14 protein-coding genes are annotated in these 15,976 nt (G+C 29.6%); all 14 read right to left on the bottom strand.

What is annotated here, in order from left to right; translation table 11 throughout:
* Nucleotides 1-100 precede the first annotated feature (100 nt).
* The 14 genes from nrdR to typA all read right to left on the bottom strand — a co-directional run bounded on the left by nrdR (nucleotide 101) and on the right by typA (nucleotide 15,753).
* Complete coding sequence (gene nrdR / locus AXY43_RS20805; RefSeq protein WP_011968463.1) at nucleotides 101-550, bottom strand: transcriptional regulator NrdR; 450 nt, start codon at nucleotides 548-550, stop codon at nucleotides 101-103.
* A gap of 70 nt (nucleotides 551-620) precedes the next feature.
* Nucleotides 621-890, bottom strand: a complete 270-nt coding sequence (locus AXY43_RS20800; RefSeq protein WP_011968462.1) for a YlmC/YmxH family sporulation protein — start codon at nucleotides 888-890, stop codon at nucleotides 621-623.
* Between the two features lie 40 nt (nucleotides 891-930).
* Complete coding sequence (sigG, locus tag AXY43_RS20795) at nucleotides 931-1,704, bottom strand: RNA polymerase sporulation sigma factor SigG (protein WP_011968461.1); 774 nt, start codon at nucleotides 1,702-1,704, stop codon at nucleotides 931-933.
* 82 nt (nucleotides 1,705-1,786) lie between these two features.
* Nucleotides 1,787-2,494, bottom strand: a complete 708-nt coding sequence (sigE, locus tag AXY43_RS20790) for an RNA polymerase sporulation sigma factor SigE (protein ID WP_011968460.1) — start codon at nucleotides 2,492-2,494, stop codon at nucleotides 1,787-1,789.
* On the bottom strand, nucleotides 2,469-3,311 hold the full coding sequence (locus AXY43_RS20785) for a sigma-E processing peptidase SpoIIGA (RefSeq protein ID WP_023973358.1): 843 nt from the start codon (nucleotides 3,309-3,311) through the stop codon (nucleotides 2,469-2,471). Before AXY43_RS20785 ends, sigE begins: the two co-directional genes overlap by 26 nt.
* An 846-nt stretch (nucleotides 3,312-4,157) precedes the next feature.
* Nucleotides 4,158-5,297 (bottom strand): cell division protein FtsZ, encoded by a 1,140-nt coding sequence (gene ftsZ, locus AXY43_RS20780; protein ID WP_017210785.1) that lies wholly within the window; start codon nucleotides 5,295-5,297, stop codon nucleotides 4,158-4,160.
* A gap of 14 nt (nucleotides 5,298-5,311) precedes the next feature.
* Nucleotides 5,312-6,565 carry a cell division protein FtsA gene (gene ftsA / locus AXY43_RS20775; RefSeq protein ID WP_077868355.1) on the bottom strand — a complete coding sequence of 418 codons (1,254 nt, stop codon included), beginning with the start codon at nucleotides 6,563-6,565 and terminating at the stop codon, nucleotides 5,312-5,314.
* A gap of 100 nt (nucleotides 6,566-6,665) precedes the next feature.
* Entirely contained in the window at nucleotides 6,666-7,697 is a 1,032-nt protein-coding gene (locus tag AXY43_RS20770) for a type IV pilus twitching motility protein PilT (protein ID WP_011968456.1), read from the bottom strand.
* Nucleotides 7,698-7,945: 248 nt separating this feature from the next.
* Nucleotides 7,946-8,644 carry an RNA polymerase sporulation sigma factor SigK gene (gene sigK, locus AXY43_RS20765; RefSeq protein WP_011968455.1) on the bottom strand — a complete coding sequence of 233 codons (699 nt, stop codon included), beginning with the start codon at nucleotides 8,642-8,644 and terminating at the stop codon, nucleotides 7,946-7,948.
* A 309-nt stretch (nucleotides 8,645-8,953) separates the two neighbouring features.
* Nucleotides 8,954-10,570: a penicillin-binding transpeptidase domain-containing protein gene (locus tag AXY43_RS20760; protein ID WP_105412522.1), complete on the bottom strand. Its 1,617-nt coding sequence runs from the start codon at nucleotides 10,568-10,570 to the stop codon at nucleotides 8,954-8,956.
* A 250-nt stretch (nucleotides 10,571-10,820) separates the two neighbouring features.
* Nucleotides 10,821-12,041 carry a peptidase U32 family protein gene (locus tag AXY43_RS20755; protein WP_105412101.1) on the bottom strand — a complete coding sequence of 407 codons (1,221 nt, stop codon included), beginning with the start codon at nucleotides 12,039-12,041 and terminating at the stop codon, nucleotides 10,821-10,823.
* A gap of 6 nt (nucleotides 12,042-12,047) precedes the next feature.
* Nucleotides 12,048-12,692 (bottom strand): O-methyltransferase, encoded by a 645-nt coding sequence (locus AXY43_RS20750; protein WP_087701589.1) that lies wholly within the window; start codon nucleotides 12,690-12,692, stop codon nucleotides 12,048-12,050.
* A 100-nt stretch (nucleotides 12,693-12,792) separates the two neighbouring features.
* Nucleotides 12,793-13,818, bottom strand: coding sequence for an endolytic transglycosylase MltG (mltG, locus tag AXY43_RS20745; protein ID WP_105412100.1), 1,026 nt, complete (start codon nucleotides 13,816-13,818; stop codon nucleotides 12,793-12,795).
* Nucleotides 13,819-13,926: 108 nt separating this feature from the next.
* Nucleotides 13,927-15,753: a translational GTPase TypA gene (typA, locus tag AXY43_RS20740; protein WP_039772323.1), complete on the bottom strand. Its 1,827-nt coding sequence runs from the start codon at nucleotides 15,751-15,753 to the stop codon at nucleotides 13,927-13,929.
* Nucleotides 15,754-15,976: the final 223 nt, after the last annotated feature.

The raw sequence follows: 15,976 nt of genomic DNA, 5'->3' as shown, positions 1-15,976 counted from the left end.
TAGCTGCTTGGCATCTTTATTAACTGAAGTTTAACTTATATATAACATTTTTCATTATAAAAAGGACATTGAAAACTTTTCAACATCCTTAATTATGTGATTATGTTCTAAGATTTTTTATTTCTTCTAGGAAAGTATCTATATCCTTAAATTGTCTATAAACTGACGCGAATCTTACATATGATATTTCATCTAACTCTTTCAATCTAGCCATAACCATTTCCCCTATTTCATTTGATGGGATTTCAGTGAGCATACTATTAGATATTGTTTTTTCTATATCATATGCTATTTCTTCGATTTGCTTTCTAGATATGGGTCTTTTTTGACATGCAATAATTAATCCGTTAATTATTTTTTCTTTGTTGAAATTTTCTCTAGTTAAATCTTTTTTAATTACTAGGATTGGAAAATCCTCTATTTTTTCATATGTAGTATAACGCTTATTACATTTTAAACATTCTCGTCTTCTTCTAATTGTTGTATTGTCATCCGTTGACCTTGAATCAACAACCTTACTTTCTTCAAATCCGCAAAATGGACATTTCATACTTTCATTCACCTCTTTGCTTTCGTATATCAAAACCTATACTTATTATAACTATATTTTTGAAATATGGCTATACATTGTTTGCATTTACTTTTTCTTTATCTTTTGCCTTCACCAATATAACATCTGTTCCTATTTTTACTATATCGCTCCACAAAATCTCTTTTTCATCTTCTTTTGCAAACCATGATTTTATTTCTCCTGGTAATATTAACGCAACTATTTTATTTTCATCGCAGTCTATCTTAAAATCTTTTATAAACCCGATTTTAGTTCCTGTTAATATATCTATAACTTCCATACTTCTCATAGCATTGAGTGAATGTAATTCAAGTTCCATAATTATCCCCCACCATTATAATATTATTAAACTCTCATTCTTATACGTGTTTTCTCATATGCTTTAGTGCTGTTTTTTCTAATCTTGAAACTTGTGCTTGTGAAATTCCAATTTCATCTGCTACTTCCATTTGAGTTCTTCCATTGAAAAATCTTAAATTCAATATAAGCTTCTCTCTATCAGTAAGTTTTTTCATTGCTTCTTTTATTGAAATATTTTCAAGCCAATGTTCATCTGTATTTTTTGCATCACTTATTTGATCCATTACATAAATGGCATCTCCTCCATCATGATAAATTGGCTCAAACAGTGATACAGGATCTTGTATTGCATCTAACGCAAATACAACTTCTTCTCTTGGCAATTCAAGTTCTTTTGCAATCTGCGATATAGTAGGCTCTTTATTATTGTCTTTTATAAATTTTTCTCTCATAATAAGAGCTTTATAAGCTATATCCCTTAAAGATCTACTTACCCTAATAGAATTATTATCTCTTAGGTATCTTCTAATTTCCCCAATTATCATAGGAACTGCATAAGTTGAAAATTTAACATTTTGAGACAAATCAAAATTATCTATTGATTTCATTAAGCCTATGCAGCCTACTTGGAATAAGTCATCGATATTTTCTCCTCTATTATTAAACCGTTGAATAACACTAAGTACTAATCTCAAATTTCCCTTTATAAAAGTTTCTCTTGCGTTCTTATCTCCAGCTTGCATTTGTAAAAAAAGCTGCTTCTTTTCTTTTTCTTTAAGTATAGGGAGTTTTGAAGTATTAACGCCACATATTTCTACTTTGTTAATTATCACAAGTATTCACCCCTTCGAAAGTAATAATCCATTGCATTAAACATTATCTCCGATAGGCAATACTTTTATACTTGAAGACAAGCTAAATCATTCTACTTATTTCTTTTTTCAATCTTTTAATTATTTTTTTCTCTAATCTAGAAATGTAAGATTGTGAGATTCCAAGCATATCCGCGACCTCTTTTTGAGTTTTTTCTCTTGTTCCATTTAAACCAAATCTAAGTCTTACTATTTCTTTTTCTCTATCATTTAAGCTCTTTAATGCCATAACTAATAACTGCTTATCTACTTCATCTTCTATCAAATTATAAACAGTATCGTTTTCAGTTCCTAATATATCTGATAACAGAAGTTCATTTCCATCCCAGTCAATATTAAGAGGTTCATAAAATGATATTTCAGCTTTTATCTTGCTATTTCTCCTTAAATACATAAGTATTTCATTTTCTATACATCTAGACGCATAAGTTGCAAGCTTTATCTTTTTCTCTGGATTAAAAGTATTTACTGCTTTTATTAATCCAATGGTACCAACTGATATTAAATCTTCTACATATACACCTGTGTTTTCAAATTTTCTTGCTATATAAACAACCAATCTTAAATTTCTTTCAATTAAAGTACTTCTTATATTTTCATCTCCACCATTTAATTTATTTACCAAATCTTCTTCTTCATCTTTTGATAATGGTGGTGGTAGAGCATCATTTCCTCCTACATAATATAATTTTTTTCTAAACAACTTGAACTTACATAATAATTTATTAAAAAACAGAACTAACTTTTCCATAAATATCCCCCTTATAGACTATTCCCCTTGATAATAAGGCATTAAATTCGCATTCTTTACTTAATTTTTCTTTACATGGACATATTATTGCATCGACTTCTTCATATAGATGATAATTATTGCTTATTTTTATGTTGTTAACTTTTATACCTTTAAGACTTCCTCCATATCCTATTGAACTGTAAAGCACATGATATGTATTGATACTATTAAAATCCACATCACTTATTAGATTTTCTTCAATTAAAATACATGGAAGATTTGTAATTGGCTCTCTAAGCTCATTTCCAGTATCTAAAAAGCTTTTAATACTATATTGCTTGCCTTCTATATTGAATTCAATCTCAAAAACAAAATTCCTTACAAACAGCTTGTCTCTAATGTATTCCACAAGTCTGCTAAAAATTATATACATAATCATTACTCCTAGCATAATATATTTAATTGAATACTTCTCTATTTTGAATGTAGTTCCTAATAAATATAAATTTTGCTTTAATGAAAATAGAAAACATACTCCACTTAAAGTAAATGTCATCATTAGAAATATAATAAGAATCTTGATCATATTAAGAATATTTGTTTTTCCATACACTATTCTGAGCATTATGAACGCAACAATTAATTCAATAGGTAAACAAGATAATATGTTTAACTGTGGAATAACTAAAACCAATGTATAAATTCCACCCAATAAACTGGAGCTTAAGAGCGCAATTACCTTACATTTATGCTTTATGCATTTCATAGTTACTGTTAACAAAAAGAAATTTACTATGCAATTTTCCAAAACCAAGGTATCAACATAAATTTCCATCTCAACGCCTCCAGTCTGTCTGGATTTTATTATATACTTCTTTCTCATAAAAATTTGTCACAATCACATTAAATCTTTTTGTTTTTTTAATTGAACTTTTTACATTTATTTACACTATATTTTTTTGTACTCTTTTTTATATTTAAAACTAACTTAATATGTAAAAATAAATTCTTTTATCTTATATAAATTTGCTAAAAATAAGTGGAATAAATTTTAAGTCATTCTATTCTAAATTTAATTATGTAATTTAAATTTAGAAATAACCAATATATAACGTAGACTTATGCACTAATCCACCGAAAGTAGAAACATTGTTATTTCACATGACTATGAAAATTTCGCTGAAAGTGCTAAATTGCAGGTTGCACCACTAATGCTTGCTCCCAATTTCATTGTGACAAGCATTAGTTGAACCAACCGTTAGCGGAAACTCGACTCACATACGTTCGCTGAGTAAGTGATTCACACCGAATCAAAGATTCGGGTTCACTACTTAAGAGCTTTTAACAGCTCATTTTCAATGCCTGCTGCATAAAAATGTTTCTACTTTCTAGTATGGTATTTATTGAAAAGTGTAAATAAAATTATTAAGTTGTTTATCCATAGATAAATAAACGAATTACAAATTATGTTAATCATAATTTAAAGATAATGTCTTCATTAGTGACAGGTGGCAAGATACAAATGACAAGTTTCTGAGAAAAATACAACATACTAAAAAATAAAAAAATAGAATGAAAACTTGTATATCAAAGACTAAAAAACTATTTAATAGGTTTTTCAGCTTCTAAAACAAATTTTCATTCTATTTAACTTTATTTCTTAATATTATAAATTCCGCTATTAATGTCTCTTTTGTCTTCTTAAGAAAACAGGTATGTCTAAATCATCTTGTTCATAATTGTTAGAAGTCATTTCTGGTTCTTTTGCATCTACCGCAACTTCTTGTTGTTCTTTTGCGACTTCCTTAACTTGAGGTTGAACTTTTTTAGATTCTTCTACTATAGAACCTAATGATAATCTGTTATTTTCACTTTCAAATCCAGTTGCTATAACAGTAATTCTAATTTCTTCATTAAGAGTTTCATCTATAACAGCTCCCACGATTATATTAGCATCTGGATCTACAGCCTCACGAACAACATCCGCAGCATCATATACTTCTAATGCTCCAAGGTCTGCTCCTCCAGTGAAGTTTATAATAACATCTGTAGCTCCATCTATTGATGTTTCTAAAAGTGGAGATGAAATTGCTTGTTTAACAGCATCTTGTGTCCTAGTATCACCTTTGCCGAAACCAACTCCCATATGAGCTAGTCCTTTATTAAGCATTACTGCTTTTATATCTGCAAAGTCAGCATTAATTACACCTGTTATTGTAATTAAGTCTGAAATAGCTTGAACACCTTGTCTTAAGACTTCATCAGCTAACTTAAACGAATCCAACAGCGTTGTTTTCTTATCAGCCATATTAAGTAGTCTTTCATTAGGGATTATAACTAATGTGTCAACTTTTTCTTTTAATGTTGCTATCCCCATTTCAGCATGTCTCATTCTTCTTTTACCTTCAAAAGGGAAAGGTTTAGTTACTACTCCTACAGTTAAAATCTCCATAGATTTAGCAATTTCCGCTACTATTGGTGCAGCACCTGTTCCTGTTCCGCCGCCCATACCAGCAGTAATAAACACCATATTTGCTCCCTTTATAGAAGCTGTTATTTCTTCTCTGCTTTCTTCTGCTGCTTTCTTTCCTATTTCCGGATTAGCTCCAGCTCCTAGTCCTTTAGTTAGCTTTTCACCTATTTGAATTTTTTGATCTGCATTAGAAAGCATAAGTGCTTGCTTATCTGTATTTATTGCAATAAATTCAACATTTTTTAGTCCTTCAACTATCATTCTATTTACGGCATTACTTCCGCCGCCGCCGCAACCAATAACTTTTATATTGGTTAACTCTTGCATATCTGTCTCAAAATCTAACAAAACAATTCCTCCCCTTAAAAAATCTTATCAAAAAAAACTTTAACTTTTTTTAGAATATGATTTTCACCTTCATTATTGTGTAAATGTTCTTTTTCATTAATTACTTTATTATCATTATGTTTATTAGTTAGAATTATATTATCATCCTCTAATAAATTTAATCTATCATATACTTCTTTAGCAATAGCCATAGAAGTTATATTTTCTGAATTTTTTATTCCCAGATCATTTTTTCTTATAACTTTAGTTTTTATTTTGAAAATTTTACGAACGATTTCATCTATATCTTCAAAATAATTAACTCCATCTCCATATAGAATTATACTACAAATTCTATCATAATGACCAGTATTTTTTAATTTTATATTGATATGGCTTAATATTTCTTCAATTCTAGCATTTACCACTTCATAGAATAATTTCCTGGAAACTTTAGTAGTTCCTACCTCAATTTCCTCTTCAAGCGAATTATCTAGATATAAAGCTTTATAATTACTAGAGTAAATCTTTTTCATATTATCTGCTTTTAAAAACGAAAACTTCCCACAAATTGCTAAATCCTTAGTTATATTTCTTCCACCTATTGGAATAGAATTTATGCTTTTAGGAATTCCATCCGTAAATAATGCTATATCAGTAGTCCCAGCTCCAATGTCTGCAATCACTATACTTTCCATAGAATTTTTTTCATTCAAAAACACTTGCTTTCCTACTAATATATTCAATTTTATAGACCCAATATTATACCCTGTTTTTCTAAAAAGTTCATAATATTTTTCTATTTCACTTTTAGCTGCTATTACTAATGTAAGATTTATTTCAAGTTTACTTCCTTTCCAATTTAATATATCTTTACGTATTACTTTGTTATCTAATATATAAAAATTGATAAGCACATCTACTATACTTTCATCGTCACTTAAAATAAAATCTCTTTGTGCATTTTTCAGCGCTTTTCTTATATCCGCACTTGTAACCTTTTCTTGAATATTAACTACAGTTGATACTTCAGTAACTCTTACTTTATTAGAAGAAATTCCAATGGATATTCTTTCACTTTTTACTGTCGTCTTTTTTTCTAAATCCTTTAATAAGCTTACTGCAACATCCCTGCATTTATCAATATCTAATAACAAACCTTTCTCTATACCTGCTGATTTGCATGATTGAACTCCTAAAATTTTAAGTTCGTCTTTCTCTCTAATCGCTACAGTAGCAGATAATTTTTGAGTACCAAAATCTAAGGACGTAATTATCTCTTGTTGCATGATTAAATCTTTCCCTTCTCTGCAGAAAAAAATCTACTAATTGCAATATATTCAACACATTTACTCAAATTCCTTTTTTTATTTATGCAATTATTATTTTTTATTTATTATTTCGTATCCATTTTTCATATTCTTCCCTCGATATAGTATTATTACTTACTAATCTTTTCAAATCCATCTCAATAGTCTGCATTCCAAATTTAGAGCCCATTTGAATAAAGCTGTTAATCTGCTCAAAATTTCCTTCTCTTATAAGATTTTTTATACTAGAGGTACATACCATAATTTCCATTGCAGCAGTTCTACCCTTTCCTGAAGCATTTGGCAATAATACTTGTGAAACAACTCCCCTAAGCAATGATGATAGTTGAATTTTTACTTCATTTTGATGGCCTGATTCAAAAGAATTTATAATTCTATATATACTATTTGCTGCTCCCATATTATGCAAAGTAGAAAAAACCAAATGTCCTGTTTGCGCAGCTCTTAAAGCTATTTCAATTGTCTCAGGATCTCTCATCTCTCCAAGCAGTATAACATCTGGATCTTGTCTTAATGCCGCTCTAAGTCCCATTGCATAGCTTTTTGTGTCTTGTCCTACTTCCCTTTGATTTACCATTGATTTCTTCGTTTCATAGATATATTCTATTGGTTCTTCTAATGTAATTATATGCTTTTCTTTAGTCATATTTATTTCATTTACCATAGCAGCAAGTGTTGTACTTTTTCCTGATCCTGTTGGTCCAGTAACAAGAACCAATCCATCTTGTAATTCAGTGAAATCCTTTAAAACTGGTGCATCTGATATATCCCTAAGCTTTGGTATCGCTTCCTTTATAACTCTCATACATATAGCATAATTACCTTTGCATTTAAATGCATTAACTCTGAAGTTTCCTAAACCAGGCTTATTATATTTAAAATCTATTTCTCCATTTTCTAAAAACTCTTCATATTTACTTGGCATTAGATCTCTAATATATTCTCCAACAACTTCGTGTGGTACTGCATTTTCATCTGCGATAACCAAATCACCGTCTACTCTTACCATTGGTGGCAATTCTGAAGTTAAGTGAATATCTGATGCGCTAGTTAGATCAATTCTATCTAATAAGTTGTCTATTTTAGCCATAAGTTTTCTCCTCTATCCATAATTTTAAAAAGTATATCTTATAAAAAATAAGGTGCTATATTAAAAATAGCACCCTTGTTTAAAGTATGTCAATATTCTTTATATAAATATAGAATATTTATCCTTCCAACTTCTCTTAACATTACACTAATATGAATGAAAATGGATATTATTAAGTACATATTATATACTAAATAGCAGCGCATCGCTTTATAGTGATAAAGATTTATAATTCTCTATACACTAAATTAATTTTTAGTAAATAACTCTTTTTTTAATTTTTTTAAAGCTTTTTTTTCTATTCTCGATACATATGATCGTGATATTCCTAAATTTACTGCTATTTCTCTTTGTGTTTTGCATTTTCCATCAATTAATCCATATCTCATTATTATAATAGCACTTTCTCTTTTGGTTAATGACTCAATCAACTTTTTATATAGAGCTCTAACTTGTAAATTGCTTTCAACTTTTTCTAAGACGCTATCTTTTTCACTGCTTAGTATATCCATAAGACAAAATTCATTTCCTTCTTTATCGACTCCGATTGGATCTTGGAGATAAACTTCACTTTTTTGCTTTTTACTATTTCTAAACAGCATTAGAATCTCATTTTCTATACATCTAGAAGCATAAGTTGCAAGTCTAGTACCCTTACCTGCATCGAAAGAATCGATTGCTTTTATTAATCCAACAGTACCAATTGAAATTAATTCATCTACATCCTTATTAGGAAACGAATATTTTTTTACTATATGAGCTACTAATCTTAAGTTTCTTTCAATTAAAATACTTTTGGCATTTTTATCTCCTTCTTTAAATTTTTTCAAATACATTTGTTCTTCTGTTTCATCTAAAGGTAGTGGAAATGTATTATTGTTTGTCACATATCCAGTTAAGAATAGTGAATTTAATATTAGGTCTATAAAGCTATTTAATATAAACACCTTTTTCCTCCATAGCAGTGCTTGATATTATAATATGTTGGAGTACCAAAAAAGTTGCTTATACATTTTTATTTTTTATATTTATATTTTACTATATAGGTTCTAAATGATATAATTCACTCTTAATAAAGTTATTTGGTTTGTAGCGACCGATATTCCAATATATGTTCTTATTAATTAATTTTTTTAGAACACTTATATTGCAATTAAATTTCTATATCACAAGCTTAATTTACCACTTAGTTCACTAGAATTCTAAATGTAAATTTATTATCTCACTGTATATAATATAGCAGTGATTAAATTTCACTACTTCGCATTTAAAGTTTTAACTATATCTTTAAATATTGGTGCCGCAGTATCGCCACCACCAAGATCTTCATTAGTAGCATCCTTATCCATCTGTATGTCTGGAGTAAATACTACCATAGTATAGTTTTTTCCTCCTGCACTAAAATATCCAGCAAACCATCCATGGGTTTTACCTTCACTACCTGTCGCCGAACCAGTTTTACCACCTATATCAAGATCTGATTCATAGGCTTTTATTCCTGTTCCTTTCAAAACAACCTGCCTCATTTCATTCTTAACTATTTTTGCTGTTGTTTCACTAAATACTCTCTTTTTATCAGTTTTAAACTCTTTTATTAAATTATCATCTTTATCCAAAATACCTTCGACTAAGTATGGTTTTTCATAAACCCCATTATTAGTTATAGAATTTATAGCTCCCAGCATTTGAATTGGAGTTACATTCATGCATTGTCCTATAGATATATTGTTTATTCCGGACTCCTCTTCTGGTTTCACCCCTTGTGCCTCTTTTACGATTCCACTATTTAAATTTAGTACTCTATCGTATAATCCTAATTTCTGTGAGTAATCCATTAATTTATCATAGCCAACTTTTGCTCCTATATCAGCAAACACATCATTAGAAGACTTTTCAAAAGCCTGCTCAACTGATAATTTACCATATACTTTTCTATCTATCTTACCTGCTCCAACAAAAGTATCATTTATATTTATAAGCCCCATATCTAAAGCTGCTCCGAGTGTTATTACTTTGTAAATAGATCCAGGTTCATATCCAATCTGCTGTATACCTAAATTCACATTAGCAGCGCTTTCATCCTTTTGAACCATTGCCCTAATTTTACCTGTATCACTTTCCATTATAGTAACCCCTACATTGCTTAAATATGAATATTCCTCTTTATCCAAAATATCTCTTATTTTATTTTCAATATCACTATCAAGAGTTAATTTTAAATTTTTATTATCATCACTTATACTTACTGATTGTTTCGCATAAACAGCTTTATTATCTAAATAAAATTCACTTTTAGGTTTTTCATTATCTTTTAGATAATCATACATATCACCTTCAAGAGTTCCTGCTTCATGTTCCTCATCTAATATTTTTGATAACATACTGCTGACACTCCACGCTTTTTTAGTATCTACTTCATCAGAAATATAAGTATATATTCCTTTAATATTTTTTAGATTATTAATTTTGTTATATGTATCCTCTGATATTTTAAAATATAATTTCCCACTTTGTTTCATTATATCTGAATAACTAAAATCAGGATTTTCAGATTTCATTATGAAATTAAACGCCATTAAATCCTCAAGTGTTTCTTCATAGTTATTTAAACTGAATGGTCTTGTATCAATGACAAGTACGTATTTTTTGTTATACTTCATTAAATCTTTCCCATTAGTGTCTAAAATCATATAATTCATATTGCTAATATTTTCTTCTTGGTGATTTTGATAAGAACTCACAACTCTTTCAGATGGATATATTTGCAATATTGTTAAACGCGCTGTTAACATAATAATTACAGTCATAAGCATAGCTAGAATCTGAATCAATCTCTTATTTCTATCAAATTTTCCAGTAAAAATGAAAAACACCTCCCTCTCTAGCTTAAATTCTAGCCTTAAATAAGGTGTTTTATTCAAAATATCTGGACTTATATATTTATAGATATCCAGCTCTAAAGCTAAATTTATGTGGTAACTTACCGAAATCATAAATATTTTATTCCGAAAAGCTATGAAAATATCGCTGAAAGCGCTAAAAATAAAAGCTTGCAACAACTTTAGCTTGCTCCGAATTATTCATTCGTACAAGTCAAAGTTGAGCAAGCTCCCATTAAATAAACTATTCTTTGTCTTTAACTATTAAATCTTTTTCTTTTAGAGGAATATCTACTCTTACTTTGTATATCATTTTCGCTCTATTTGCCGACTCTATTGGAGTTCCGTTTTCTTCTGTCATATCATGAAGAACAACTTCGAAATTATCTCCTTCTGGTCTTAAAACTTCTACTGTATCACCATTTAATACTTTATTTTTTTGTTCAATAGTTGCTATCTTTGTTTCTTCATCGTACGCTCTTACTATTCCTATTATATCTGCATGCCTTATATACGCTGAATCTTCGTATACTTGCTCTCCACTCTGACCATAGTAAAAACCTGTATGATATACTCTATGACTTACTTTATTTAAATTTTCCATCCACTTTGGATCGAATTTATAATTATCAGGATCTTTCATATATGCATCCACTGCCTGCCTATATGATTTAACTACTGCTGCAACATAATATAAACTCTTCATTCGTCCTTCGATTTTTAGAGAGTATACTCCAGCCTTTATAACATCATCTATATGTTCAATCATACATAAGTCTTTTGAATTCATTATGTATGTTCCATTCTCATCTTCAACTACTGGATAAAATTCATTTGGTCTCTTTTCTTCTACCAAATGATATTTAAATCTACATGCTTGCGCACAAGCTCCTCTATTAGCGTCTCTTCCAACCATATAATTAGAAATTAAACATCTTCCTGAGTAACTTATACACATTGAACCATGCACAAATGCTTCAATCTCACATTCCTCTGGTAAGTTATCTCTCATTTCTTTTATCTCAGTTAAGCTAAGCTCTCTAGCCATTACTATTCTCTTAACACCTTGTTCATACCAAAACTTAGCTGCTCTCCAGTTAACATTATTAGCTTGAGTGCTTAAGTGAATCTCTAAATTTGGTGCAACTTCTCTAGCTGCTGAAATTATTGCTGGATCTGATGCTATTATTGCATCAACACCTGTTTCATATAATTCCTTTATATAATCTTCTACTCCGCCTAAATCTGCATTATGAGGGAAAACGTTCATAGTTACATAAACTTTTCGATTTCTATCATGAGCGTATTCCACGCCTTCCTTTAATTGTTCATTAGTAAAATTATCTGCAAATGCTCTTAGATTTAATTTGCTTCCGCCAAAATATACAGCGTCTGCACCAAAATCTATTGCTATTTTAAGTTTATCTAAATTTCCTGCTGGTGCTAAAATTTCTGGTCTTATCATTTTAATTTACCTCCTCTTTGTAACTGCAATTCCATCTCCCATTGGTATAACAGATGTAATTAAGTTTTCATCTTGAGTAACTAATTCCAAATAAGTCCTCATTCTCTTTACTATTGTAATTTTTCTTCTTTTAACTAATTCTTGTGATGCCACCATACCTCTAAATAAAACATTATCAGCAACTATTACTCCATCTGGATTAAGTAGTCTCAAACAGTGTGGCAAAAAGTGGTTGTAATGTCCTTTGCCTGCATCCATAAAAATCAAATCAAAAGGCTCATTTAATTTTTCTAAAATCTCTAAGCAATCGCCCTCTTCAATTTTGATCTTATGGTCTAAATTAAATTTCTTTAAATTAATGTTTGCAAGTTCAATCATTCTTTCATCACGTTCTATTGTAACAATTTCTGGTTCTGTTCCCGCAGCTTGATACATTAGTATTGATGAAAACCCTATTGCTGTTCCAAGTTCTAATATTCTTTTGGGTTTCTTCATACTAGTCATGAATTCAAGAAATACACCCGTTTCTTTTTGAACAATAGGCACCCCATTTGCTCTTGCAAAAGCTTCTATTTCCTTTAATGTCCCTTCTCTCTCAGGAATTAAACTTCTAATATATTCTTCCATATAGTCATATGTGATTTCGCTCATGAATTTCCTCCATAAATCTGTATTATAGATAAACAAAAAACAACTTAAATTATCAATTCACAACTATCGATTGTGCATCATTGTGAATTGTGCATTGTACTTAGTATCCCAACTCTTTTTTCTTATTTAAAAAATCTTCATAGTTATTAGTAAAATAATGTGATCCATCATCTTTCATAATATAATATAAATAATCTGTCTTTTCAGGAAGCAATGCTGCCTTAATGCAATCTAAACCTGGATTTGCTATAGGACCAACTGGCAGGCCTTTATACTTATACACATTATATGGAGAATCTACTTCTAGATGCTTGTTTAATACTACATCAACGTGATATCCCAATGCATAAATTACTGCTGCATCTATTTGAAGTTTCATATCTTTCTCTAATCTGTTGTAAATAACTGATGATATTAATGGCCTATCACCAGGCACTCTTGCTTCTCTTTCTATCATGGAAGCTATAGTAACTATTTTTTCCACATCTTCATCACTTATTTCAACTTTAGTCTCATCTTCTGCCTGCTTCAGCACATCTTCAAATCTATCTAGCATAGATTTAATTACATCATTTGCATTTGACCCTTTTTCTATTAAATATGTATCAGGATACAAATATCCTTCCAAATTATATCTCTTCTTATTATTATTTTCCACGAAACTAGGTAATTTATAATCTTTAACGTCTTTAATAAATTCGTCTTTAGAACAAATACCTTTATCTTCTACGCTTTTAGCAATATCTTCTATAGAATAACCTTCTGGTATAGTTAATTTAACCAAATCCTTATCCCCATCCTTATTTTCTAAAGACTTTATCAGTTCTTCTAAGGACGAATTTGTATTTATTTCATATATACCTTCTGTTAAATTTACTTTTCTCTTATCTATAGCCAGATTTACTTTAATAAGAAGTTTATTGGTCAATTTATTTTCTTTGTCTAACTTATCCAATATATCATAAAAACCTTCGCCTTGTTTGACTTCAATTATAATTGAGTCTTCAGTCGACTTTAATGGTTTTCTTATGGTACTACTATAAGATATTACAAACGTCAGAGTTATTACAAATAAAAATAATATAATTAACAGTATTAGCTTTCTAAAAGATTTATATTTATTCATAAACTTTTTCTACTTTCTCCTAGATATAATTAAAAGTAAATAGCCAAATAGAGACCATTTACTTTAATTATATTTATTTTATTTAATAGTTAAAGTATTTTCAGCAAATTATTTTTTGTTTCTGCTAATCATTCTTCTTCTTTCAGCACTATCCAATACTCTTTTTCTCATTCTTATATTCTTTGGTGTAACTTCTACCAATTCATCAGCATTTATAAATTCTAAACATTGTTCAAGAGACATTTCAACTGGTGGAGTTAATTTTAATGCATCATCAGCACCTGATGATCTTGTATTAGTAAGTTTCTTCATTTTACATACATTAATTTCAAGATCCTCTGCTCTTGCAGAAACCCCAACAATCATACCACCATATACAGGAACACCAGCACCTATGAATAATTGGCCTCTTTCTTGAGCACTATATAATCCATATGCTATTGAATCTCCTGCTTCAAATGAAACTATTGATCCTCTGCTTCTTCCTGGAATATCACCTTTGTATTTTTCATAAGAATGGAATACGTGATTCATAATTCCATTACCTTTTGTATCAGTCATTAATTCACTTCTAAATCCAATAAGTCCTCTAGCTGGAACTGTGAATTCTAATCTTGTATATCCATTTACTGCAGATGTCATATTAACCATTTCTGCTTTTCTTGGTCCAAGCTTTTCCATAACAGGTCCCATAAATTCTTCTGGAACATCAATTGTTAAGTACTCAATTGGTTCTTCCTTGTGGCCATCTACTTCCCTAAATATAACATTTGCCTTTGAAACTTGGAATTCATACCCTTCTCTTCTCATTGTTTCAATAAGAACTGAAAGATGAAGTTCTCCTCTTCCTGAAACTTCAAAACAATCTGGAGTAAGTTCTTTTACTCTTAAACTTACATTTGTTTCAAGTTCTTTCATTAATCTATCTCTTAAATGTCTTGATGTTACGAATTCACCTTCTTGACCTGCAAATGGTGAATCATTAACCATAAAGTTCATATTTAAAGTAGGTTCATCTATTTCAAGGAATGGTAATGCTTCTGGCGATGATGAATCTGCTATAGTATCACCTATATTAGCATCAATAACACCACTTACTGCAACTATATCTCCCATTGAAGCTTCTTCTGCTTCTTCTCTCTTTAATCCTTTGTATGTGAATATACTAGTTATTTTGTAATTAGCACTTGATCCATCATTCTTCAATAAAGCAACTGTTTGATTTCTCTTTACTGTACCTCGATGTATCTTACCAATTGCAATTTTCCCAACAAATGCATTTGTATCTAGTGTACTAACAAGCATTTGAAGTGGTTCATCCATATATCCTTCTGGCGGTGCAACATATTTTAATATTGTATCAAATATAGGAGTCATATCATTATTTTGATCATCTACATTATATTTTGCAAAGCCTTCTCTAGCTGATGCATAAATAATTTGGAAATCTAATTGTTCATCATTAGCTCCAAGTTCTACGAATAGATCAAATACTTCATCAATAACGTCTGTTGGTCTAGCATTTGGTTTATCTATTTTGTTAATTATAACTATTGGCTTTAAACCTAATTCTAATGATTTCTTTAAAACGAATTTAGTTTGTGGCATTGGTCCTTCATAAGAGTCAACAACAAGCAAAACTGAATCAACCATCTTAAGTACACGTTCAACTTCTCCACCGAAATCAGCATGCCCTGGTGTATCTACTATATTTATTTTTATATCATTATAAATTACTGCAGTATTCTTTGAAAGAATTGTAATTCCTCTTTCTTTTTCTAAGTCATTAGAATCCATTACTCTTTCTTCTACTTTTTCATTAGCTCTAAATGTATGGCTTTGTTTTAACAAAGCATCTACTAAAGTTGTCTTACCGTGGTCAACGTGGGCAATTATAGCAATATTTCTTATATCTTCTCTTTTAATTAATTCCATTATTATTCCTCCAAACAGCAAGCAAGCTGCGAATTTTTCTTTTATAGTTTCTCTTTAGTTTGTATATAAATTAGTTAAAATTTAAGTATACATTGTAAATAACTTCATACTGTTAACATATTATTACTATTATTATAAATAAATTGCGATTAAAATTATTCACATATAAATGTAAACCTATAACTGTTTTTCTCCAAAAGAAAATTGGATACTTAAAGTATCC

The organism is Clostridium sp. MF28 (assembly GCF_002969175.1).
Classification (GTDB): Bacteria; Bacillota; Clostridia; order Clostridiales; family Clostridiaceae; genus Clostridium; species Clostridium beijerinckii.
This window is presented reverse-complemented; position numbering and strand designations above follow the sequence as displayed.